Origin of the sequence: Bacillus sp. NEAU-242-2, from assembly GCF_027853835.1 — a bacterium.
Taxonomy (GTDB): Bacteria; Bacillota; Bacilli; order Bacillales; family Bacillaceae; genus Bacillus; species Bacillus velezensis.
In genome coordinates this window covers 571,147-593,596 of record NZ_JAPNNY010000002.1, presented here as the reverse complement: position 1 = coordinate 593,596, position 22,450 = coordinate 571,147, and the positions used below count along the sequence as shown (strand labels likewise).

Annotated in this window: 28 protein-coding genes; 20 read left to right on the top strand and 8 right to left on the bottom strand. The window is 45.8% G+C overall.

Annotated features, from left to right (window positions below):
• Window positions 1-77 precede the first annotated feature (77 nt).
• The 16 genes from OWN49_RS07965 (at window position 78) to OWN49_RS07890 (ending at window position 13,339) form a co-directional block, all read left to right on the top strand.
• The gene (locus tag OWN49_RS07965; RefSeq protein WP_003151183.1) at window positions 78-818 is read left to right on the top strand and encodes a YwmB family TATA-box binding protein; all 741 of its coding nucleotides are present in this window, start codon (window positions 78-80) and stop codon (window positions 816-818) included.
• Between the two features lie 33 nt (window positions 819-851).
• On the top strand, window positions 852-2,162 hold the full coding sequence (gene murA, locus OWN49_RS07960) for a UDP-N-acetylglucosamine 1-carboxyvinyltransferase (RefSeq protein ID WP_007407592.1): 1,311 nt from the start codon (window positions 852-854) through the stop codon (window positions 2,160-2,162).
• A gap of 199 nt (window positions 2,163-2,361) precedes the next feature.
• Window positions 2,362-3,393: a stage II sporulation protein D gene (gene spoIID / locus OWN49_RS07955; protein ID WP_102422815.1), complete on the top strand. Its 1,032-nt coding sequence runs from the start codon at window positions 2,362-2,364 to the stop codon at window positions 3,391-3,393.
• 265 nt (window positions 3,394-3,658) lie between these two features.
• The gene (locus OWN49_RS07950) at window positions 3,659-4,345 is read left to right on the top strand and encodes a VWA domain-containing protein (protein ID WP_003151188.1); all 687 of its coding nucleotides are present in this window, start codon (window positions 3,659-3,661) and stop codon (window positions 4,343-4,345) included.
• Between the two features lie 310 nt (window positions 4,346-4,655).
• Window positions 4,656-5,336, top strand: a complete 681-nt coding sequence (locus tag OWN49_RS07945; RefSeq protein WP_015387578.1) for a VWA domain-containing protein — start codon at window positions 4,656-4,658, stop codon at window positions 5,334-5,336.
• Between the two features lie 86 nt (window positions 5,337-5,422).
• Window positions 5,423-5,587: a hypothetical protein gene (locus OWN49_RS07940; RefSeq protein WP_003151191.1), complete on the top strand. Its 165-nt coding sequence runs from the start codon at window positions 5,423-5,425 to the stop codon at window positions 5,585-5,587.
• A 94-nt stretch (window positions 5,588-5,681) separates the two neighbouring features.
• Window positions 5,682-6,470 carry a formate dehydrogenase accessory sulfurtransferase FdhD gene (fdhD, locus tag OWN49_RS07935; RefSeq protein ID WP_014306001.1) on the top strand — a complete coding sequence of 263 codons (789 nt, stop codon included), beginning with the start codon at window positions 5,682-5,684 and terminating at the stop codon, window positions 6,468-6,470.
• 17 nt (window positions 6,471-6,487) lie between these two features.
• A complete protein-coding gene (gene moaA / locus OWN49_RS07930) occupies window positions 6,488-7,513 on the top strand; it encodes a GTP 3',8-cyclase MoaA (RefSeq protein ID WP_012118655.1) in 1,026 nt (341 codons plus the stop codon).
• A gap of 190 nt (window positions 7,514-7,703) precedes the next feature.
• Window positions 7,704-8,834 carry a response regulator aspartate phosphatase gene (locus OWN49_RS07925; RefSeq protein ID WP_053573977.1) on the top strand — a complete coding sequence of 377 codons (1,131 nt, stop codon included), beginning with the start codon at window positions 7,704-7,706 and terminating at the stop codon, window positions 8,832-8,834.
• A 121-nt stretch (window positions 8,835-8,955) separates the two neighbouring features.
• Window positions 8,956-9,435 carry a hypothetical protein gene (locus OWN49_RS07920; protein ID WP_065982538.1) on the top strand — a complete coding sequence of 160 codons (480 nt, stop codon included), beginning with the start codon at window positions 8,956-8,958 and terminating at the stop codon, window positions 9,433-9,435.
• 73 nt (window positions 9,436-9,508) lie between these two features.
• Window positions 9,509-9,697 (top strand): CsbD family protein, encoded by a 189-nt coding sequence (locus OWN49_RS07915; RefSeq protein ID WP_003151197.1) that lies wholly within the window; start codon window positions 9,509-9,511, stop codon window positions 9,695-9,697.
• Window positions 9,698-10,050: 353 nt separating this feature from the next.
• Window positions 10,051-10,368 carry an urease subunit gamma gene (gene ureA / locus OWN49_RS07910; RefSeq protein ID WP_003151198.1) on the top strand — a complete coding sequence of 106 codons (318 nt, stop codon included), beginning with the start codon at window positions 10,051-10,053 and terminating at the stop codon, window positions 10,366-10,368.
• On the top strand, window positions 10,365-10,739 hold the full coding sequence (gene ureB, locus OWN49_RS07905; RefSeq protein ID WP_003151199.1) for an urease subunit beta: 375 nt from the start codon (window positions 10,365-10,367) through the stop codon (window positions 10,737-10,739). Before ureA ends, ureB begins: the two co-directional genes overlap by 4 nt.
• Window positions 10,736-12,445 carry an urease subunit alpha gene (gene ureC / locus OWN49_RS07900; protein WP_014305996.1) on the top strand — a complete coding sequence of 570 codons (1,710 nt, stop codon included), beginning with the start codon at window positions 10,736-10,738 and terminating at the stop codon, window positions 12,443-12,445. Before ureB ends, ureC begins: the two co-directional genes overlap by 4 nt.
• 140 nt (window positions 12,446-12,585) lie before the next feature.
• On the top strand, window positions 12,586-12,990 hold the full coding sequence (locus OWN49_RS07895) for an Rrf2 family transcriptional regulator (protein ID WP_077722972.1): 405 nt from the start codon (window positions 12,586-12,588) through the stop codon (window positions 12,988-12,990).
• 37 nt (window positions 12,991-13,027) lie between these two features.
• Window positions 13,028-13,339 (top strand): hypothetical protein, encoded by a 312-nt coding sequence (locus OWN49_RS07890; RefSeq protein WP_223609733.1) that lies wholly within the window; start codon window positions 13,028-13,030, stop codon window positions 13,337-13,339.
• A 24-nt stretch (window positions 13,340-13,363) separates the two neighbouring features.
• Here OWN49_RS07890 and xynA read toward each other — a convergent pair whose 3' ends face one another.
• From xynA to cls, 3 genes are all read right to left on the bottom strand, one after another.
• Window positions 13,364-14,005, bottom strand: a complete 642-nt coding sequence (gene xynA, locus OWN49_RS07885) for an endo-1,4-beta-xylanase XynA (RefSeq protein ID WP_007407578.1) — start codon at window positions 14,003-14,005, stop codon at window positions 13,364-13,366.
• Between the two features lie 392 nt (window positions 14,006-14,397).
• Entirely contained in the window at window positions 14,398-14,784 is a 387-nt protein-coding gene (locus OWN49_RS07880; RefSeq protein ID WP_176283582.1) for a DUF5362 family protein, read from the bottom strand.
• Window positions 14,785-14,919: 135 nt separating this feature from the next.
• Window positions 14,920-16,368, bottom strand: a complete 1,449-nt coding sequence (cls, locus tag OWN49_RS07875; protein ID WP_003151210.1) for a cardiolipin synthase — start codon at window positions 16,366-16,368, stop codon at window positions 14,920-14,922.
• A gap of 220 nt (window positions 16,369-16,588) precedes the next feature.
• Between cls and OWN49_RS07870 the strand changes: the two genes are divergently transcribed.
• Entirely contained in the window at window positions 16,589-17,026 is a 438-nt protein-coding gene (locus tag OWN49_RS07870; RefSeq protein ID WP_007614328.1) for a DUF5392 family protein, read from the top strand.
• A gap of 31 nt (window positions 17,027-17,057) precedes the next feature.
• Here the strand turns inward: OWN49_RS07870 and OWN49_RS07865 are convergent, their stop codons facing one another.
• Together OWN49_RS07865 and OWN49_RS07860 are read right to left on the bottom strand one after the other, a co-directional pair.
• The gene (locus OWN49_RS07865) at window positions 17,058-17,507 is read right to left on the bottom strand and encodes a DUF5362 family protein (RefSeq protein WP_003151216.1); all 450 of its coding nucleotides are present in this window, start codon (window positions 17,505-17,507) and stop codon (window positions 17,058-17,060) included.
• A complete protein-coding gene (locus OWN49_RS07860; RefSeq protein WP_101563124.1) occupies window positions 17,504-17,995 on the bottom strand; it encodes a GNAT family N-acetyltransferase in 492 nt (163 codons plus the stop codon). The genes OWN49_RS07865 and OWN49_RS07860 overlap by 4 nt, the downstream gene beginning before the upstream one ends.
• Before the next feature lie 138 nt (window positions 17,996-18,133).
• On the opposite strand from OWN49_RS07860, the gene OWN49_RS07855 reads away from it, so the two are divergent.
• Window positions 18,134-19,003, top strand: a complete 870-nt coding sequence (locus OWN49_RS07855; RefSeq protein ID WP_017418752.1) for a M23 family metallopeptidase — start codon at window positions 18,134-18,136, stop codon at window positions 19,001-19,003.
• Between the two features lie 91 nt (window positions 19,004-19,094).
• Entirely contained in the window at window positions 19,095-19,574 is a 480-nt protein-coding gene (locus OWN49_RS07850) for a VanZ family protein (protein ID WP_077722970.1), read from the top strand.
• Here OWN49_RS07850 and OWN49_RS07845 read toward each other — a convergent pair.
• A complete protein-coding gene (locus tag OWN49_RS07845) occupies window positions 19,546-19,914 on the bottom strand; it encodes a hypothetical protein (RefSeq protein WP_016937671.1) in 369 nt (122 codons plus the stop codon). The genes OWN49_RS07850 and OWN49_RS07845 overlap by 29 nt on opposite strands.
• A gap of 234 nt (window positions 19,915-20,148) precedes the next feature.
• Complete coding sequence (locus tag OWN49_RS07840; protein ID WP_003151220.1) at window positions 20,149-20,724, bottom strand: undecaprenyl-diphosphatase; 576 nt, start codon at window positions 20,722-20,724, stop codon at window positions 20,149-20,151.
• A 164-nt stretch (window positions 20,725-20,888) separates the two neighbouring features.
• On the opposite strand from OWN49_RS07840, the gene ftsW reads away from it, so the two are divergent.
• Window positions 20,889-22,043: a putative lipid II flippase FtsW gene (gene ftsW / locus OWN49_RS07835; RefSeq protein WP_003151221.1), complete on the top strand. Its 1,155-nt coding sequence runs from the start codon at window positions 20,889-20,891 to the stop codon at window positions 22,041-22,043.
• A gap of 52 nt (window positions 22,044-22,095) precedes the next feature.
• On the opposite strand, the gene OWN49_RS07830 is transcribed toward ftsW, so the two are convergent.
• A complete protein-coding gene (locus tag OWN49_RS07830) occupies window positions 22,096-22,446 on the bottom strand; it encodes a P-II family nitrogen regulator (RefSeq protein ID WP_003151222.1) in 351 nt (116 codons plus the stop codon).
• Between the last annotated feature and the right edge of the window lie 4 nt (window positions 22,447-22,450).

Genomic DNA, 22,450 nt, shown 5'->3' with positions numbered 1-22,450 from the left:
GGCGAGTTTTGACGAAGTTTTCCATGTATTGCTTTCCCCGGCTCCGGCAAAAATGGGAGTAAGGGGGAGAGATCGATATGAAGAAAAAAAGAGCAGGCCGCATCATCTTGTTTTTTGTTTTTTTAAGCGCCTTAATAGCGGTATTTCATTCCATTCATGCAAGTGAGCTGTCTCCGCTTGCCCAGATTGCCGAAGGAATGGAGCGGCAGCAGGTCACTGTGGATGAATGGACGCTTCATGCGAAAAAAAATCTGAACCTGTCACTGAGTGAATTTGATGACAAGGTAAAAGAACTGAAGACGCAGTATCCGCAATATCATTGGGAATCCGCGCGGGAAGATAAAATCGTAAAGGCCGTCGGCACGTATTCTGACAAAAAAAATCACACAACTTTTAAACTGCAGCTCGTCACTACCCTCAAAAACCAGAACCCAACTTCGTATTTATTATATGAGCAAATGAGCCCGGAGCAACCGGAAAACTGGAATGATACATATGAACAGTTTGAACGGCAGGCACATGACATATTTCAAAATAAAGTATTTATTTTTACTTGTCTAAAGGGTCATTTAAATGATAATATGAGTATTGTTTTGCAAAAAAAAGCAGAACAGCTCATGAAAGAATTTGAAGCAAGTCCAGTTGAACATGTAGTTGAGCCTCATTTCGTTTCTGTTTCTGCATTTACATATAAGTGGACAGATTACATCATGACATCGAAACATAAGATGAATGTGCAAGTTGCGCTTAGAAGTGCGGGAATGGGCGGAAAACATACCGTTACGGTTGGCACACCAATCGTGACGACTGAATATTAATATAGAGAATATAGGGACGCGGAGGGGAATACCTTGGAAAAAATCATCGTCCGCGGCGGTCAGAAGTTAAACGGCACAGTGAAAGTTGAAGGAGCAAAAAATGCCGTTTTACCAGTTATCGCTGCATCTTTATTAGCAAGTGAAGAAAAAAGCGTAATATGTGATGTACCTACGCTCTCCGATGTATATACAATTAATGAAGTGTTGCGTCATTTAGGAGCAGATGTGCATTTTGAGAATAATGAAGTTACCGTAAACGCTTCTTACGCTTTAGAAACAGAAGCACCTTTTGAATATGTGCGCAAAATGCGCGCGTCAGTGCTTGTTATGGGCCCTCTGTTAGCCCGTACGGGTCATTCAAGAGTAGCGCTTCCGGGCGGCTGCGCAATCGGCTCAAGACCGATTGATCAGCATTTAAAAGGCTTTGAAGCAATGGGTGCAAAAATCAAAGTAGGCAACGGCTTTATTGAAGCAGAAGTGGAAGGCCGTCTGCAGGGCGCAAAAATCTATTTAGATTTCCCAAGTGTGGGTGCGACAGAAAACTTGATTATGGCAGCTGCTTTAGCTGAAGGAACAACAACGCTTGAAAACGTGGCAAAAGAGCCTGAAATCGTTGACTTAGCGAACTATATCAATGCGATGGGCGGAAAAATCCGCGGAGCCGGCACAGGCACCATTAAAATTGAAGGTGTCGAGAAGCTTCACGGCGTAAGACACAACATCATTCCTGACCGTATTGAGGCGGGTACTTTCATGGTGGCTGCGGCTATCACGGAAGGAAATGTATTAGTAAAAGGTGCGGTTCCTGAGCATCTTACGTCTTTAATTGCGAAAATGGAAGAAATGGGAGTCAAAATTACGGATGAAGGAGAAGGCCTTCGTGTCATCGGTCCTGCCCAGCTGAAGCCGATCGACATTAAAACGATGCCTCACCCAGGATTCCCGACTGATATGCAGTCGCAAATGATGGCGCTGCTTCTCCGTGCGAGCGGAACAAGCATGATTACTGAAACTGTGTTTGAAAACCGTTTTATGCATGCTGAAGAATTCCGCCGGATGAATGGCGACATTAAAATTGAAGGACGTTCTGTGATCATTAACGGTCCTGTACAGCTGCAAGGCGCAGAAGTTGCCGCTACGGACCTGCGTGCGGGCGCGGCGCTGATTCTTGCGGGATTAGTGGCTGAAGGTCATACACGCGTCACGGAACTGAAGCACTTGGATCGCGGTTATGTGAATTTCCATAAAAAACTTGCGGCTCTCGGCGCTGACATCGAGCGTGTCGTTGATGAAACGGCCGCTGAACAAGAAAGCAAAGAAGTCGTAACTGACCTAAACGCATAATGGCTGTAAAAACAGTATGTCAATCTGGCATACTGTTTTTTTATGGTTTATCATCATTATTATGCTCTGATTTTCAAAAAAGAATACGTTTTTCGCGTGAAAAACGGAATAAAGATTCTGTCCAAAAGGAAGTCATATTAGCTTGTCCCTGCCCATAAGATGAAGTAGAGTCGAATCCCAAGCAGGAGGCAGCTGATATATGAAACCGATTGTATTTCTACTATCCGGGCTGTGTATACTTATTCTTCTTGTTCCCACCATTCTCGTTCTTCCGTTTCAGGCGGAAAAAGGAGCAGCCGTAAACAGAGAGCCCGGACACAAAACAGCACACACCACACGAGAAACAAAAGGAGCAGAAACATTGAAAGAATCACCTGTATCCATTCCGGTTTATCGGACATCCAAACATTCTGTAGAGAACATTCCGCTTGAAGAGTACGTGATCGGTGTCGTGGCTTCCGAAATGCCCGCAAACTTTAAACCGGAAGCCTTAAAAGCCCAGGCGCTCGCCGCCCGGACTTTCATCGTCAGACTGATGGTCGCTGACTCAGCCGTTCAGGCGCCGAAAGGATCACTGGTGGATGATACGCAAATGTTCCAAGTCTATCAAAGCAAAAGCCAGCTGAAAAAAGAATGGGGTTCTAAGTACGCACACAACCTCAAGAAAATCACAAACGCGGTCGCAGGCACGCAAGGAAAGATTTTAACGTACGACAACAAGCCGATTGAGGCATCTTTCTTCTCTACGAGCAACGGGTATACGGAAAATGCGGAAGCCTATTGGACAAGCGCCATTCCTTATTTAAAGAGCGTGAAAAGTCCGTGGGATAAGCAATCGCCGAAATATCTCGCCACCCAGACCTTCAGTGTGCCGGAGTTTCAGCAAAAGCTCGGCGTGCAGCTCTCGGGACAAAACACGGTAGGGCAGATTACAGCCAGAACGCCGGGCCATCAAGTGGCGACGGCCGTCATAAACGGCAAAAAGCTGAAGGGAAGAGACATCCGGGAAAAACTCGGACTCCGTTCTGCCGACTTTGAATGGAAACGGAACGGCGGCAGCATCACCATTACGACAAAAGGATTCGGCCACGGCGTCGGCATGAGCCAGTACGGGGCCAATTACATGGCGGAGCAGGGGAAATCCGTGGCGGACATCGTCAAGCATTATTATCAGGGAGTGGACATATCCGAAGCAGATTCATTTTTAAACAAATATATGGCGAAAAAATAGACGCTTTCATGAGCGTCTGTTTTTTTTGAAAACTATTCCATAAACGGTAAAGCAACCAACAGACTCATATAACGAAAGCCTAAAGGCTGACAAATGCCGTCTGAAGGCTGAGCGACGGGTGAAAATCACTGATAAAAATGCCGCATCTATGTGAATATACGCAAAAATAATGAGGAACGCCGTCCTATTTATTTCCCTTTTCATCTCATTTACGATAAATATTGTTCGGCGTTGAACGTAAATCTATTGAAAAGGGGAAGAAGCAATGAAAAAAACACTTTCACTCATAATCATGCTCGGATTGATGCTGACTGCTGCATCTCCTGCTTTTGCTGCCGAGAATGCAAACGAGAAGACATTTTTATTTAAAAACAATATCGCCATTTTGCTTGATGCGAGCGGCAGTATGGCGAAACGGATTGACGGCGTTTCTAAATACAATATGGCAAAAGATGAAATCGTCCGTTTTGCAGATCGAATTAAGTCTACATCACAGGTCAGAATGACGGTTTTCGGTTCGGAAGGCAATAATAAAAACTCCGGAAAAGTTCAATCTTGTGAATCCATTCGCGGTGTATACGGATTCCAAAAGTTTGACAGACAGAGCTTCCTCAATTCTCTGAACGGAATCGGGCCTACGGGCTGGACACCGATTGCAAAAGCATTAGAAGATGCGAAGGCTTCTTTTAACGGCGTTCATAAATTCGGCTTTAAATCCGTTTACCTGTTGACAGACGGTGAGGAGACATGCGGCGGAGATCCTATTAAGACAGCGAAAGAACTTCGCAAACATCATATTAAAGTCAACGTGATCGGCTTTGACTTTAAAGAAGGCTTCAACGGACAGCTTCACGCAATTGCCGGTGCGGGCGGAGGAAAATATTACGAAGCTCACAGCCAAAAGGATATGAACCGCATCTTTACGATGGAAGCGAGTTCATTAGCGAAATAAGAAAAGGTGCCGTTTAGCGGCCCTTTTTTTTATGTTCCATTTAACAAAAGTTTCAAGAAAAGATGAAGAGAAAACTGTAAAAAGAATCAGATTCCGGACTTATATTACAAAAAGGGCGAAAAAGGCATTAAATCTGTCATCATTTATCCAATCTTTTTAGGATGATGCGCATAATTCTGTTCATTTTTAACGGCGTACAGCCGCTTATACAAAAGGAATCCCGCCCTATATCTTTTTGCATACTCCTCATCTAGCATAGAGAAGAGCCGGGGGCCCATCGGCCAAAAACAAACGGAGAGGAATGAAGGAAATGAAAAAAATGTTCACTGCGGGGATTGTCGGACTTTTGACGCTTTCACTCGGATCGCCTGTTTTTGCAGCTGAGAAAAAGCACGAAGAAACAAATGTCGCCGTGCTGTTTGACGCAAGCGGAAGCATGATACAAAAAACAGGGGGAGAGCGTAAAATAGATGTTGCGAAAGAGTCTGTCACTTCTTTTGCGGAAGTTCTTCCTGAAGACACGAATCTGATGCTTCGGGTATTCGGGCATAAGGGCAATAATAAAAACTCAGGCAAAGCCGTATCATGTAACGCGACAGAAACGTTATACGGCCTTCAGCCGTACGCCGTGACTCCATTTGAGCAATCACTCAGCAAGATTAAACCGACCGGCTGGACACCGATAGCGAAAGCGCTTTCTGATACACGTGAAGAATTTGAGCGGGCCGGCGCTAAAGGGAAAAACGTCGTATATCTGATCACAGACGGTGAAGAAACATGCGGCGGGAATCCTCAGGCCGAAATTCAAAAGCTCCGTAAAGCGAATGTCAACACGGTCGTCAATATCATCGGCTTCAACTTCGGCATGAAAGGAAGCGAAAGCCTTGAAAAAGCGGCGGAAGCGGGAGGCGGCACATATGTCTCAGCTGACAGCGCGGACGAGTTCAAACAGGCTTGGGAAGACGCTGCAAAGGATTTAGCAAAAGAATAGGTTAAAAAAGGACGCCCGCGCGGCGTCTTTTTTTGTTTAGAAAACGGAACCGCGGGAATGATACGGATAAAAGGAGATGAACGCTGTTGTTAAAAGGAGCAGGCATTATATTGGTGCTGGCGGCAGTCGTTTTTGTTCTGATAGGGATTTTTCTGAAGCTTGCCGCCTTCATATTCGTCAGTATATTGGCCATTATCGCCGCAGTAATTTTATTCACCATTTTGAGCAGACATCATCGCAACGAAACATAGAGTCCGAAGAGGGCTCTTTTTTTAAACCGCAAATTCGACAAAATACAGGGATTGTGGAAGAATAAAAGAGAAGGATACTGCGGAGGGGAAAACAGTGGATGAAAAAACAACAGCGGTAAGAGACATATACCGCTATGAAAAAGGGGTATTAACAAAGACGGCAGATCGGATGGTTTCAGAGTATCCGCTGACCGTCATGGTGAACGGGCAGGAATTTGTTACGCTCGTCTGCACGCCTGACCATTTAGAGGAACTCGTCATCGGATTTCTCGCATCAGAAGGCGTCATTCGTTTTGAAAAAGAGATCAAAAGCTTTACTATAGATGAAAGTCTCGGGTTTGCATATGTTGAACTGACGAATCCCGGAGTGCTTGAGCAAAAAGACTATACGAAGAGGGTCATCGGTTCATGCTGCGGGAAAGGCCGCCATTTTTACTTTCAGCAGGATGTGAAAACGGCCAAAACCGCCGTCAGCCGGATTACCATAACTCCTGAGACGTGCCTTCGCCTGATGAAGGAGATGCAAAGCGGAAGCGGCACCTTCCGGGAAACGGGCGGCGTCCATAATGCAGCGCTGTGCGATACGGAAAAGCTGCTCTTGATGAGGACAGATATCGGGCGCCACAACGCGCTGGATAAGCTGTACGGCTGCTGTTTGAAAAACGGAATGCCCGTCCGTGACAAGCTGATCGTCTTCAGCGGCCGGATTTCCTCAGAGGTTTTATTAAAAGCCGCAAAAATCGGCGTGTCGATTGTCATTTCAAAATCGGCGCCGACGGAGCTCGCGCTGCAAATGGCGGAAGAGCTGAACATCACCGCGATCGGTTTTGTCAGAAACGGATCATTTAACGTATACACACATCCTGAACGGGTTGAACAATAGAAAGGGGTCTTGGGCTTATGAATACAGAAACGCGCCGGGTGACAGACAAAAGGGAAAGGCCGCTCAGGGATCTTCGTATCTCTGTAACCGACCGCTGCAACTTCAGATGCACGTACTGTATGCCAGCCGAATTATTCGGACCGGATTATCCATTTTTACAAAAGACGGAATTGCTCTCCTTCGAGGAGCTTGAGCGGCTTGCGAAGCTGTTTGTCGGCCGCTTCGGCGTTGAAAAAATCAGGCTGACGGGCGGAGAGCCGCTCATGAGAAAAGATATGCCTGAATTGATCAAAAAACTTGCGCGCATCCCCGGACTTAAAGATATCGCGATGACGACAAACGGCTCTCTGCTTCCCGTGTATGCGGAAAAACTGAAGCAGGCGGGGCTGCATCGAGTGACAGTCAGCCTCGATTCTTTAGAGGATGAGCGGTTTAAGGCCATTAACGGCCGCGGCGTTTCGGTGAACAAGGTGCTTGAGGGCATTGAGGCGGCAAAAGCGGCCGGACTCGGTGTGAAAATCAATATGGTTGTTCAAAAGGGCGTCAATGAAAAAGATATCCTGCCGATGGCCCGCTATTTTAAAGAAAAGGGTCATATTCTCCGGTTTATTGAATTTATGGATGTAGGCAATACGAATCAATGGAATAAAAAAGACGTGATCACGAAGGCCGAAATTATTGATCTGATCAACCAGCACATGCCGACGGAGCCGATAGAAGCGAATTATAAAGGGGAGGTCGCTTCCAGGTTCCGCTATCTTGACGGTTCCGGCGAAATCGGCGTGATTTCCTCAGTCTCGGATGCGTTCTGCGCCTCCTGCAACAGAGCGCGCCTGTCGGCGAGAGGCGAGCTGTTTACGTGCCTGTTTGCGTCAAGCGGCTATGATGTTCGGAAACTCGTGCGCGGCGGTCTGACCGATGATGAATTGACGGAATCCATCGCTTCTGTCTGGAGAAATCGCACGGATCAGTATTCAATTGACCGCGCGCTTTCTAAAACGGATGGGAAAAAGAAAGTGGAAATGTCTTATATAGGCGGATGAAGAAAAGCTTGCCCGGACAAGGGCAGGCTTTTTTATTCACATTATGAGAGCGGTCTGTTCAAAAAATACCGGTGACAGCCGAAATATATGATAGGAATTTTGATGCAGGACAATCAAGTTATGCAATTCCAAAGCCATACAATATGTTAAAATATAACCAATAGAAATTAGAAAAGGTTGTGAAAGGGGCATGACCGCATACGAGATTCCGTCATCTCAAGTTGGAGTCAAGATCAACAAATGGTACAAGCACATTTTAGCGTTTCAAGCGGCTGATGCCATAAAGCTGAAAGAGGAAATTGATGAGGATATACAACGTATGGAGGAAGACCAGCTGCTGCTGTTATATTATCAGCTGATCAGCTACCGCCATCATATTATGCTTGATTACGTCAAGCCGGAATGCACCGAACAATCACAGATTCAGTACAGCGAGCTGCAAAAGACGATCGAAAGCACGGACAGTATATCAGGACTGTCTGAGTATTATTTCCATTTGTTCAGAGGAATGTATGAATTCGATCACAATAACTATGTTGCGGCTATTTCTTTTTACCGGAAAGCGGAAAAACTCCTTTCATTTGTCGAGGATGATATAGAGAGGGCGGAATTCCATTTCAAGATGTCTGAAGTGTTTTACGTCATGAAGCAGACTCATTTTTCCATGAATCACGGGATTCAGGCGCTGGATACGTATATGAAACACGATTTTTACAGAGTGCGGAGAATTCAATGCCATTTCGTCATCTCAGGAAACTACATCGACTGCAAAAACTACGACAAAGCGCTTGAGCATTTAGACGAAGCCCTCCGCCTTTCTTTGCTTGAAGGACAGCCCCGCCTGATCGGGTCTTCGCTTTACAATCTGGGGAATTGTTATTCTGAAAAGCGGGATCTGGATGAAGCGGCCCGGTACTTTAGAAAAGCGGTTCCCGTTTTTGAAGAGCATCAGCTTGAACAGCTTCCGAAGGCGCTGTTCAGCTTAACGCACACCCTTTTCAGGCTGCATGATGACCAAGCGGCCCTTACCTATTATGAAAGAGGGATCATGATCGCGAAAGAACGCGGCGACCGATTCAGTTTAGAGAAGTATAAGTTTTTACAAGCGCTTTATTTGGAGTCTCTCAATATGGATTTAATCCATGAAGTGTTTGACTATATGAATGAAAAATCGCTGTATGTGTATATTGAAGATTTCGCCTTGGAGGCCGCCGTTTACACAAGCGCACATGAGCAATATAAAGAAGCGGCGTATTTTTATGAAAAAGCGATTCGCATGAGAGAAAACATTCAAAAAGAACAGTGTTTATACGATATATAATTTTCTTAACCATCTGATCAGCAGATGGTTATTTTTTTATGCACATCAAGACGTTTGATCATAGAAAAAATCGGAAAAATCGCAAAAGAGGGAAAAAAGTACGATGGGAAGGAGGGATTTGTTGTTCGGATTTAATGATATGATAAAGTTTTTCGTTTCATTTCTCATCATTCTCCCGATGGTGTCTGTCATCCATGTGTCGGGACACAGCTTTATGGCCATGCTGTTCGGAGGCAAGGCGTCATTGGATATCGGAATGGGGAAACGTCTTTTAAAAGTAGGGCCGATTCAGGTTCGGCGTATCTACTTCATAGATTCTTTCTGCAAGTTCGGCGAATTGCGGATAGATAACCGCCTGACGAGCGCGCTCGTCTATTCCGGAGGCTGTCTGTTTAATCTCGCTTCTATCTTTTTAATAAATCTGCTGATCATAAAAGATGTCCTTGAGCCAAACTTATTTTTTTACCAATTTGTCTATTTTTCAACTTATTATGTTTTCTTTGCTCTTCTGCCCGTGCAATACGGGGATAATAAGCTGTCAGACGGATTGGCCGTTTACAAAGTGATCCGCTACGGGGAACGCTGTGAAATCAATAATTGAGAGTTGAAATGTTTGCTATCAGGCTGAAAGGGAAGAAAACAAGTACACAAAAACAAAAGGAGCTGAAGAGATCATGAGTGAAGATAACGGTTTAAAAGACAAAGTAAAAGGCGGCATGAACAAAATGAAAGGGGAAGCAAAGGACAAAGCAGGCGACATGGCAAACAAGTCCGACTTAAAAGCGGAAGGTAAAAAAGACAAAGCGAAAGGCAGCCTGCAAAAGGGTGTCGGTAAAACGAAAGATAAACTCAGTGATGATTAATTTGATCGTGAAACACAGCAAAAGCCCAAAATATTTTGGGCTTTTTGTTATGAGAAATGACAAAAATTCCAGTTCGTTTGGTTAATATTCACTAAATTTTTAAATATTCTATAAATTCCCCGGCGATTTCTTTATAATATTCACAAAGAATGTAACCTTTCTTCACATTTAATTAAACGTTTGTTGAAGAAAAAAATGAGAAATCGGTCATTTCTGCAAAAGGAATCGGGCCGTTCACCGTCGAATAACTTTTATCACTTAACATTTCATGAGGTGAAGGGGGTAACGGCCGCCTGCATCGTTTCGGTATGACCATGCGGATTGCGTTTGACTATCACTAAGGGGGAATACAGATGAAACTGACACCGGTTGAACAAGAAAAATTGCTTATTTTTACGGCGGGAGAGCTCGCTAAGCAACGGAAGGCGCGCGGCGTCCTGCTGAATTATCCCGAAGCCGCCGCATATTTGACCTGTTATCTGATGGAAGGCGCGAGAGACGGAAAAAGCGTTGCGGAGCTGATGGAATCCGGCCGCAATGTATTGACGGAAAAAGACGTTATGGAAGGTGTTGCGGAAATGCTGGATAGCATTCAGGTGGAAGCGACGTTCCCGGACGGGGTTAAGCTTGTCACCGTTCATCAGCCGATCAAAGCGGAGGTGAAGTCATGAAGCCGGGAGCGATTCAAGTCGCAAAGGGGACCATCACCATTAACGAAGGCCGGAAGACGCTGGAGGTGTCAGTCACCAATAACGGAACACGGTCAGTTCAGGTAGGATCGCATTTTCATTTTGCCGAAGCCAACGGCGCCCTTTCCTTCAATCGGGACAAAGCAATCGGCATGCGCCTTGATATCCCGTCAGGCACATCTGTCCGTTTTGAACCGGGAGAAGAGAAAACCGTCACGCTCGTGGAAATCGGAGGGCGAAAAACGGTCAGAGGCCTCAACGGCATGGCCGATACGTATATGGATGAGCGGGGAAAAGAGAAGACGCTGTCAAATCTTAAAAAAGCCGGATGGATGGAGGAGGCGATCCGATGAAAATGTCACGTGAGCAATACGCAGAACTGTTCGGACCGACAACGGGAGACAAAGTCAGACTCGGAGATACGGATTTATGGATTGAAGTCGAAAAAGATTTCACGAATTACGGGGAAGAAATGATTTTCGGCGGAGGGAAAACAATCCGGGACGGCATGGGGCAGAACGGGCGTATCACCGGGAAAGACGGAGCGCTTGATCTGGTCATTACAAACGCCGTCATCCTGGATTATACCGGAATCGTCAAGGCGGATATCGGGGTGAAGGACGGCCGGATTGTCGGCGTCGGGAAAAGCGGCAACCCTGATATGATGGATGGGGTGGACCCGCACATGATTATCGGTGCCGGAACAGAAGTCATTTCCGGCGAAGGGAAAATCGTAACGGCCGGCGGGGTGGATACGCATATCCACTTTATCTGCCCGCAGCAGATGGAAGTCGCGCTTTCTTCAGGTGTGACCACGCTTCTCGGCGGCGGAACAGGTCCTGCGACGGGAAGTAAAGCGACGACTTGTACATCCGGTGCATGGTACATGTCGAGAATGCTGGAAGCGGCCGAGGAGTTTCCGATCAATGTCGGTTTCTTAGGAAAAGGAAATGCATCCGATAAAGCGCCGCTGATCGAGCAGGTGGAAGCAGGCGCGATCGGCCTGAAGCTGCATGAAGATTGGGGATCAACGCCAAGCGCCATTAAAGCTTGCATGGAAGCAGCGGATGAGGCGGACATTCAGGTGGCGATCCACACAGACACGATAAATGAAGCGGGCTTTTTAGAAAATACGCTTGATGCGATCGGCGACCGGGTTATCCATACATATCACATAGAGGGAGCCGGCGGAGGCCATGCACCGGATATTATGAAACTCGCATCTTACGCCAATATCCTGCCGTCCTCTACGACGCCGACGATTCCATATACCGTCAACACGATGGACGAGCATCTTGATATGATGATGGTCTGCCATCATTTAGATTCAAAAGTGCCTGAAGACGTGGCGTTCAGTCATTCACGCATCAGAGCGGCCACCATTGCGGCGGAGGATATTCTGCACGATATCGGCGCGATCAGCATGACGTCATCTGACTCGCAGGCGATGGGCAGGGTGGGAGAAGTGATTATCAGGACATGGCAGGTTGCCGATAAAATGAAAAAACAGCGAGGCGCTCTATCAGGAGAAAACGGCAATGACAATGTGCGCGCCAAACGCTATATCGCCAAATACACGATCAACCCGGCTGTCACTCACGGCCTGAGCCATGAAGTCGGTTCCGTTGAAAAAGGAAAGCTTGCAGACCTTGTACTATGGGACCCGGTTTTCTTCGGTGTCAAACCTGAACTTGTGCTCAAAGGCGGCATGATCGCCCGCGCCCAGATGGGAGATCCGAATGCTTCCATTCCGACGCCTGAGCCCGTGTTTATGCGGCAGATGTACGCATCCTACGGTAAAGCAAACCGAAATACCTCTATTACATTTATGTCCCAGGCCGGTATCGCAAACGGTGTGCCGGAAAAGCTCGGCCTTGAAAAAATGATTTCTCCCGTACGGAATATCCGTAAGCTGAGTAAGCTCGACATGAAGCTGAATGACGCGATGCCGAATATACATGTCGATCCGAAAACCTATCAGGTGTTCGCCGACGGAGAAGAGCTGGCATGCCAGCCCGTCAGTTATGTTCCGTTAGGACAGCGTTATTTCTTATTTTAATCCCTCTCCGGCCGGTTTCCCGCCGGCCTGTTTACCCTCTATTGCCAACTTGATTTCATCCTGCCGCCCGTTTTAGTGTATATTAGTAGTTGACAAACAAATGAAATGTAACCATTGTGGTTACAACGGTGGTGAAAAACATGATTAACAGCCGTCTTGCTGTGGCCATTCACATTTTATCGCTGATCTCAACGGATGAACGGGCGTCATCGGACATGATTGCGGGCAGCGTAAACACCAATCCCGTCGTAGTGCGGAGAACGATCAGCCAGCTGAAAAAAGCGGGTATTCTGACATCCCGGGCGGGTATTCCGGGAGCCAGCCTGAAAAAAGATCCGTCGGAGATCACCCTCTTAGAGGTTTACAGGGCGGTGCAGAATAAGGAAGAGCTTTTTGCGGTTCACGACAATCCGAACCCCGACTGTCCGGTCGGCAAAAATATTCAGCGCGCGCTCGATGAGACGTTCGGAAGCGTACAGCGGGCAATGGAGAATGAACTTGCGAGCAAGTCCCTTTATGATGTAATGAATCATCTCTTTTGTTAAAAAGAGATGGGTTCATGCCGCTAGAGGTGTAACGGAAATGGTTACAATGGATAATGAGGAAATCACGGTTTTGGCTCTATATTCAGACAAGCCTGGATGCGGGATTGCGATCTGTTTAATGAAGAAATCCTCCGAAACTAAAGGAGGTGGTAACCGGGATATTTTTATTTTGCTTAAGGCTTATGTGAAGGTGTCTGTTGTAAGCGGGTTACCGAAAAAAGACGGAACTCTTATTTTAATACGCGCTAAAAAAACTGATGGAGAATATCCTGCCTCCGGTAATGCCAAAACCGTTCGCCTCTTCACAATCATTATAAAATTTCTCAAGGAACGATCAGCAGCCCGTTAGCTGCCCCTCATTAAAGATGAGCTGTTACCACACTGTTACATTAGAACTTCCGCTGCTTTTATATCCTTCTGTCGCTAAGACTTGATAAGCCCAATTACTGCCCAGATTCATTCCATGGCTCTTCCATGCGTTAACATGATTGCTGAAAGTGATTGCAGCGTTGCTTCCGGTTGGTCTCTTCGACTGGCGGACACTCCAGTACTGCGTAAAAGTAGTGTTATCGCCATCAATGGAAGGTGCATTATAACGTGTCGTTGTATATATGTCATATGTACCTCCATCACTCTTTACAGTACCTTTATACGTTCCGGTAGGTCTGTAAGTACCCCATGAATCCACCACATAATATTCGATGAGAGGTGCTCTCGTCCAGCCATATAAAGTCAAATATCCATTGCCATTCGGCGCCCAAACACCGGCATTATAGTTTATTGTTCTAAATGGCGAGCCTGTAGTCCAGCCTTTACCAACAACGAAATTCCCGGTATTAGACCAATTAACACTGTAATTTCCGCCAGAGCCATTGACTGCGTTTACTGTCCCGCCCCCGTCAGTCCAATTTTGCCAGTAATCTGTGCCAGCTGCAGAGGCGGTTGCCGAAAACATGCTGATACTCATGAAAGCTGCCGTCAATCCCACTAAGAATTTCTTTTTAAACTTAAACATATGTTACCTCCTATACTATTTTTTCTGACTTTGACATGAGGCAGCACTCGTAAATATTTAACGAACGCCAACGCTTTTGATCGTTCCTTTCAATATAATAGCATGAATACATGAGTGAATATTAAGAACAATTGTAATTTAATTACAAAGACCCAAAAAACTGTATGATGAGTGGTCTTGTACCGCCATAGCCTTATTTCGCAGAACTGAGTGATTTCAGTTGAAACTCTGGGGAAAAGTTTTATTTGAAAAAACTTTTTTGCCGAAAGAATATCTGCATACAGCGTCAATGCTGTTCGCCGTATTGGCAAATCCAAAGCAGAAAAACTTTACCGTTGTCGAAGAAGCGGAATAAGAAAAAATCCCGGGCGGATGCGCCGGGATTTTCCTTTTTAATATGTATTGGCATCAATATTATTAAACGCGCCGTCCACGATGCCGAGCGTCATGAGGACAATGAAAAGAACGATACCGAGAACGGACAAGCCGACCGTCACGATCAGATAGATCCCCTGCATTTTCACGAACTTTGCATAATTCTCCAGCATATGTTCCTCTGTCAGTTCATTGAACTGCGCCGCCATCTGTCCCGCTTCATTTGCCGAGCGCATCAGAAAAATGCCGGCAATGATCTGCAAAACGCCGGGAATGGCTCCGATTAAAAAGAAAAACGCGCCCGACAGCGCCGCAAACGCGCCTATAATAATAAATAAAATACCTGTCGCTTTTCCCCATTTCGAAATAGAAATAAGCGAACGATTCACTGATTCAGGTTTCAAACTATGGCACTCCTTTACAAAAAAATACTCACTTTTCATTTATACACTATTCGGTCATTCTTTTGAATATAAAATGTGTTTTTTCATGCCGTGTCCGTTTTTATATCAGAAAATTCCCGAGAAACACCCCGGGAATTACAAAATCGGCGACAGAAGTCTTGAAATCGATTCTTTAATGCGGATCCGCAGCGAACGCTCCTGATATTCTTCATACGTATATTTTCTGGAGACGAGCAGATCTTCTTTAAATGAGGAAATGAGTTTTTTCGCGATGGTGACGTCATAAATAAAGGCGTTGACCTCAAAATTAAGTCTGAAGCTTCTGACGTCGATATTCGCCGTACCGACTGAAGCCGTCTCATCATCAACGACAATCGTTTTTGCATGAATAAAGCCGTTATCGTAAATGTAGACTGAGGCTCCGGCTTTCAAAAGATCGCCGATGTAAGATAAAGTCGCCCAGTAAACGAAAGCGTGATCCGGTTTGTTCGGGATCATGATTTTGACGTCGATGCCTGACAGACAGGCGATCCTGAGGGCGTCCAAAAGACTTGAGTCTGGAATAAAGTAAGGCGTCTGAATCAGGATCGATCGTTTGGCCGTTGAGATCATCTTGATATAGCCGTTTTTAATTTGTTCCCATTCTGAATCAGGTCCGCTCGTGACAATCTGCATCCCGACATTGCCCTTCGGCTCGCATTCCGGAAAATGATTCGGAACGTAAGTGAGCGTATGGTGATGGGACGCTTGGTTCCAATCGAGGATAAACCGTGTCTGAATGGCGTGTACCGCCGTGCCTTGAAGTCTGAGGTGCGTATCGCGCCAGTAGCCGAATTTCGGATTCAGGCCGAGATATTCATCTCCGACGTTAAAGCCGCCGACATAGCCGGTTTCGCCGTCAATGATGACGAGCTTGCGGTGATTCCGATAATTGAGCCGCAAATTAATCGGACGAAGCCTGGAAGGAAAAAAGACTTCCACATGGCCGCCGGCGTCCCGCAGCGGTTTGAAGAATTTTTTTCTGAGTGATCTTGAACCGAGTTCATCATATAACACTCTGACTTTTACGCCTTCCCGTGCTTTTTTCACTAAGGCATCGCGCAATTTTTTTCCCAGTTCATCACCTTTATAAATATAGTATTGAAGGTGAATGTGATCTTTTGCGTTGGAAATGTCCTTCATTAAGCGTTTGAACTTATCGCGCCCGTCCGTTAAAATCTCCACCGAATTATCCTCTGTAAAGACTGCGTGGTTGTTCATGACAAGCATATAGATGAGGTCTTTATTATCCACAGTCGCCCTGTTGTTAAATTGGAATTGCCTCGACTTCAGATCTTTCAGCTGAAACTTCAGCAGCTTTTCTATTCCGATTTTTTTACGGTCTTCCCATTGAAACAGATGCTTGCGTCTCAGGTTATGGCCGAATAACAGGTATAAAATAAACCCTAAAATGGGAATAAAAAAAAGAACCAAGAGCCAAGCCCATGAAGCGCTGGCATCGCGTCTTTCTTTGAAAATCATGATGACGGCCAAAAGTATATTTAAAACGAAAAAAAATCCGAATAAAATAAATGAAATGCTCACTTTGCAACCCCGCTATATCATATTTATCAAGACTGTGCCCATTAGTATTCCGACAAGTGCAGCAATCTGATTCCCATTTCAAATTATAACATTGACATTTTGAAAGAATAAAGAGCCGGAATCAAAGATGAATGCAGTTTTCTTTCAAAGAAAGTTCCGGGTGCGGTAAAATATGCATATATGAAAAAGAAGACAAAAATGACAGCAAAGGGGAGAGGGCATGAAGCTGGAGCATGCGGAACAATTGCCGGGATTCATAAAAAAAGAAATTCAGAAAATACAAATCGCCATCGCGCCGCTGATGAAAAAAAGCATCATTTACCGTTTTCTTGCTTTCCCGCTCGCCGCTTTTAGTCTGTTTCATCTGGCATCGCTTTTGATTCAGGCCCCTTCCGGGAGAGGAGCTCTCGTATCGGCCGGCATTTTTGCCCTCCTTGCGGCTCTGGGTCTTGCGTTTTTTAAGGAAGCCGGCTATCAGCGGAAACAGGTGCAAAAAACGATCCGCCTTTATATGCTGAACAGGATCAGAAAAAGCGATATTCTGTCTGAGGAACGGAAAAGCGCCTATACCCGGCTGATTGCCGAGGAGCCGTCTGCGATGAAGAGCTTTATTGAATTTTTAACGGAAGAAGACCGGAAAAAAGAAATGCTTTATTAAAAAAGAGCTGACGCGCGATCAGCTCTTTTTGTCATTCAAACACAGGGTCGTTCTCATAGTAATATGAATCAGGCGTGTCATACGTATCAGTGCTGTAATAAGCCATAATTCCGATGACAGCGAAGATGACGACTAAAATAAAAGCGAGAATGCCCAATACCACACTGGATGCCGCGTAAAAAAACTGCATTTTGATAAATGACGCGTAATGTGCAAGCATATTTTCTTCCGCGTTTTCTTCTAGCCCTTCCTGAAGGGCGGCAGCCGCTTTTGCCGAGCGCATCAGCATGACGCCGGAAATGATGAGCAGAACACCCGGAATGGCTCCGAGCAGCGTCACAATGGCTGACAGAGCGGAAAGAGAGCCCGTGATGATCAGAAACACGGCGGTGATCTTTCCCCATTTGGCGATGTCGGCAAGGGAACGGGCTTTTTTATTGAGCGGCTGGTTTTCGTCTTTGTCTTTATCGATGGTGATCATGACAGTTCTCTCCCTAAAATGTTCAAGTCATATCGTTTTCCGTCCATTTCGGCGATACCCGGGAATACGCCCCATTCGGTAAAACCGAATTTTTCAAACAGCTTAATGCTCGGCACGTTATGTCCGAAGATAAAAGCCATCAGGCTGCGGATGCCGATTGTCGGAGCGAGTGCCAGGGCTTCTTTCAGCAGAAAGCTTCCTGCTCCTTTGCCGCGGCAATCCTGATGCAGATAGATGCTGATCTCCGCCGTTTTGTCATAGGCCGGACGGCCGTAAAACGTTTCAAAGCTGATCCAGGCCGCCACTTTGCCGGTTTCATCTTCCGCGACCATCAGCGGGCGCCGGTCCGTGTGCCGCAAAAACCAATCCATCCGGTCTGCGGGCGTCACTTCTTCCGTATCAGCCGTTACCATGCGTGAGGCAATCGTCGAGTTGTATATGGCCACCACCGCATCTAAATCCTCCAATACGGCTTTGCGCAGGGTCAAATTCATATTCCGGGATCTCCCTTCACATTTCATTACATAATTAAGTGCAATCTGCACATACTACTTCCAAAAAAGTTTTTTATGGATGTGTATATATTTTCAGAAAAGTGTTCAGAATGTTGCTGAGGTGATGAACAAATGAGAGAGGAAGAAAAGAAAACTTCTCAAGTCAAAAAACTTCAGCGGTTTTTTCGCAAACGCTGGATATTCCCTGCAATCTACTTAGTCAGTGCGGCCGTCATTTTAACAGCTGTCCTTTGGTATCAATCCGTTTCGAATGATGTGAAGGACAATCTGACGAACAACGGCGGAAACTCCGCGTATGACAGCGGCAAAGACGATGCCGTCGAAGTAGGCAAGTCAATGGAAAACGTCGCAATGCCGGCTGCTCATTCTGAAAATGTTTCTGTTGTGAAAAAGTTTTACGAATCTGATGCCGCAAAAAAAGAGAAAGAAGCAGCACTTGTTAACTATAATAACACGTACAGCCTCAGTAAAGGAATTGACTTAGCTGAGAAAGACGGAAAATCATTTGATGTTTCTGCTTCTCTGAGCGGTACGGTTGTTAAAGCTGCTAAAGACCCGGTACTGGGGTATGTGGTTGAAATTGAACACTCAGACGGCCTGTCTACTGTCTATCAGTCTTTATCTGAAGTCAGCGTCGATCAGGGCGACAAAGTAAAGCAGAACCAGGTCATCGGCAAATCCGGAAAAAACCTTTACAGTGAAGAAAGCGGAAATCACGTGCACTTTGAAATCCGCAAGGACGGCGTAGCGATGAACCCGCTCAATTTTATGGACAAGCCGGTAACATCAATTGAAAAAGCGGCGGCTGAAGAGAAAAACGCTGTAACAGAAGAAACGGAAGGGTCAATTCAGCAGTCTTCCGAGAAAAAAGATGTGACGCCTAAAAAAGAAACCGAAGAAAAACCAGGTGACAAAGAAGACGGCACAAAAGACAAGACAGATGGTAAAGATGACGGCTCAATGAAAGATTCGGGCAAGTAATCTTGATCCCTAAGCGCCTATCAGCTCTGATAGGCGCTTTTCATATTGCTGCATGTGCCTTTATACTAATAGAAAACGAAGGAGATGCTGAATGAATAAATGTCTGGCGGCCGGGTGGCTCGTCTTTGTTTTCGTTTCTGCTTTGACTGAAAGCTTTCACGACATGATTGTGTCGCAGACGGTGTCCTTCCGTTTCACGTCCCATCCGGATGTGTCCGGTTTCTTTGTGTTCGATATGGCGGAGCTCGCCATACCGGAAGCGGCGATTCAAAAGCTCGGGCACGCGTTTTCATTTTTTGTGCTCGCCTATTTGTTTTTCAGGGGGCGCAGGCGCATGAAGAGGGCGGTGCTGTATGCATTGGCCGCCGCTTTCCTGACAGAAATCGTCCAGCTCTTTTTCGGCAGAAACGGATGCCTCCGCGATGTGCTGATTGACAGTCTCGGCATTGCTGTATTCTGTGTTTTACAAAGGAAAAAAGTGAGAATGCTCCATTTTTACGAAGCAATCAGAAGTACACCACTACTACAGCTTCCGCAAGTCATTATTTTAGTTTCTCTAATTCTTCTATAGTGTATGTAGTAACAGGAGCCGCTTGATCATCATCTTTTTCCCTCCATCCTTTCCACACTCGTTGATTGTACTTATCTTTTCTTTTTTGTTCCCATTTTTTTTGTTCCTTACTAGTACCTGTTGTATACTTTCCTTTTTGTGCGAATCTTTTTCTTGTTTTTTCGCTACTCTTGCTAAGTGTTTGTCGTACATTATTCATCGAATACAGTTCTTCCTGTTTCAATCTCTTCTTTTTCTCTATAGCTTCAGGAGACTTCTCTCTGGCTCGTTGTTTTTCTCTAATCTCTCTCCTTTTTCTTTGACCTAAGGTTTCATTTTTAAATTGATTTTCTTCTCTCATTTTAAACTAGCCCCTTCTACTAGAATATTTATGCAAAACTTAATCCCTTTTATTATAAACAAATGATGTTTTTCTCTCACTTATATCTTGCTGTTATTCCTGATATGATGCCGGGTTTTTCGTGGCCAAGGCAGACAACGGAACGCGCCTTGGCTGCAGCTGAAGGAGTTGTGCGGCAGGGCGCCCGTACAAACATACAAAAACCGGCAGTCTGTGACAGACGCCGGCTTTTTTTTATATATTATGGTTTGTCGATTTGCTTTTATGAACGATACTTTCATAGATTCGCACGATCAGATCGACAATCGGACGAAGCACATTTGAAAATCTGAACAGCAGGAATCCGACAATGAGGGAAACGATAATGCTTCCGAGCACATCGATCGGATAATGATGGCCGACCCAAATTCTTGAGAAGCCGGTCAAAAGGCCGAAAATCACAAGCGGCCAGCCGAGTTTTTTGTTGCGGAACAGAATCGCAATTGAAATCGCCAAAGCGCCTGTCGTATGGTCACTCGGAAATGAAGCATCCGCGGCATGAGGGATCAGTGTATGAACCGTATGCTCGACAAAGGGGCGCGGCTCGACATAGACTTTCGTGATGAGGTAGTTGATGATAAGCGCCGCAACACCCGTGAAGCCCGCGTACAGGGCGTTTTGTCTGCCTTTTGTGCTTCCGAACAGCCACATGGCAAGCAGGAAAAGGGCGTAGGCGTAAATGGCGTATTCCGTTATAAATACCATGATAGAGTCGAGAATGGCACTATGGTGCGACAAACCATTGATCGCTTTAAATAGTTCGTAATTCACAAATATCACCTTTTATCTTTATTTTATATGAACAGTGTAATGCTTTTTTCTATGAGACACAATTGGTATTAAAAATAATCATAAAAAAGTAAACAGAATGAAACGTGACTGTATTACTGTGCGTCAAGTATGCGGGAAAAGAATAGCCGAAGGAGTTTTGTCCGTTGCTGAAACGTTTGAAAAACGCCGATCTGCCGCTTGTGTTTGTCATTATGCTGCTTTGCGGATTCGGCTTGTTAATGGTGTACAGCGCCAGTGATGTGATGGGGTCTCAGCGGTACGGAGATCCATCCTATTTCTTCCATAAACAAAGTGCCTCTTTACTGATCGGATTATGCTTATTTCTATTTGCCGCCTGTCTGCCGTATAAGCGGTATGCGCGGCTTGTACCGCTGTTTGTGGTCGGTTCGCTGGTATTGCTGCTGCTCGTATTGATACCGGGAATCGGGCTGGAGCGGAATTTTTCCCGCAGGTGGCTGGGAGCGGGCCCGCTTGTCGTACAGCCGTCTGAATTGGCGAAGATCGCCATGATTTTGTATTTCGCTTCGATTTATACGAAAAAGCAGCCGTACATTCATCAATTTGTGAAAGGGGTTCTGCCGCCTTTAGTGATTTTGGGGACCGCTTTTCTGCTGACATTGGCGGAGCCTGATTTAGGGACGGCTTCCTTAATACTGGCGGCGTGCGGGTCGATTTTATTATGTGCCGGCTTGAAAAAGCGCCATCTGTTCGTGCTCGGCGCGACGGCGGTGTCGGGGGTTGTTTATCTCGCATTTTCTGCTTCCTATCGTGTGAAGCGCCTCGTTTCCTTTACCAATCCGTTTGGTGACGCGAACGGGGACGGCTATCAGCTGATTCAATCCTATTTTGCTATTTCCGGAGGCGGGTTTTTCGGAAGAGGGCTTGGAAACAGTGTTGAAAAAATGAACTATCTGCCTGAGGCGCATACCGATTTCATTATGGCCGTGATCAGCGAAGAGCTGGGGATATTCGGTGTTCTGATCGTTTTGGGATTATATTTTGCGTTAATGCTTCTCGGCGTAAAAACGGCCGTGCGGGCTGATGACCCGTTCGGGAAGCTTCTTGCCATCGGAATTACGTTTCAATTGATGTTTCAGGTTGTCTTGAATTTGGGAGCGATGAGCGGACTCCTCCCGGTTACGGGTGTGCCGCTTCCGTTTATCAGTTATGGCGGTTCTTCATTGATTATGACGCTGTTTTTGTGCGGCATACTGGTCAATATTAGTACATATGCGAAAAAACAAACCGTACGGCATAAGCGTCCTGCCCCGCATGAAAAAAAGGCTTCTTCTTTTTAATGAAGCCAGAAAAAACGCCCGGGATATTTCTGTCTCCGGGCGTTCTGTCTGTTTATAAAGCTCCTGGTCCTTCTTCTCCGGTGCGGATATTAATCGTGTTTCCGATTTCATAGACGAATATTTTGCCGTCTCCGGGCTCTCCCGTTTTCAGCACTTTTTTTGCCGTTTCCACGACTTGATCAACGGGGACTTTGCTGACAACGATTTCCACTTTCAGCCGTTCATACACATTGCTTTCAATTTTGACTCCGCGGTACAGTTCGGTGTGAGCTTTTTGAAGGCCGCAGCCGTGTACGTTGGAGAAGGTCAGCGATGTGACTCCGATTTTACCGAGTTCCTGTTTTAATGTTTCAAACTTAGCCGGACGCGTAACGATTTCTACCTTGAACATTTGACCGCTCATCTAA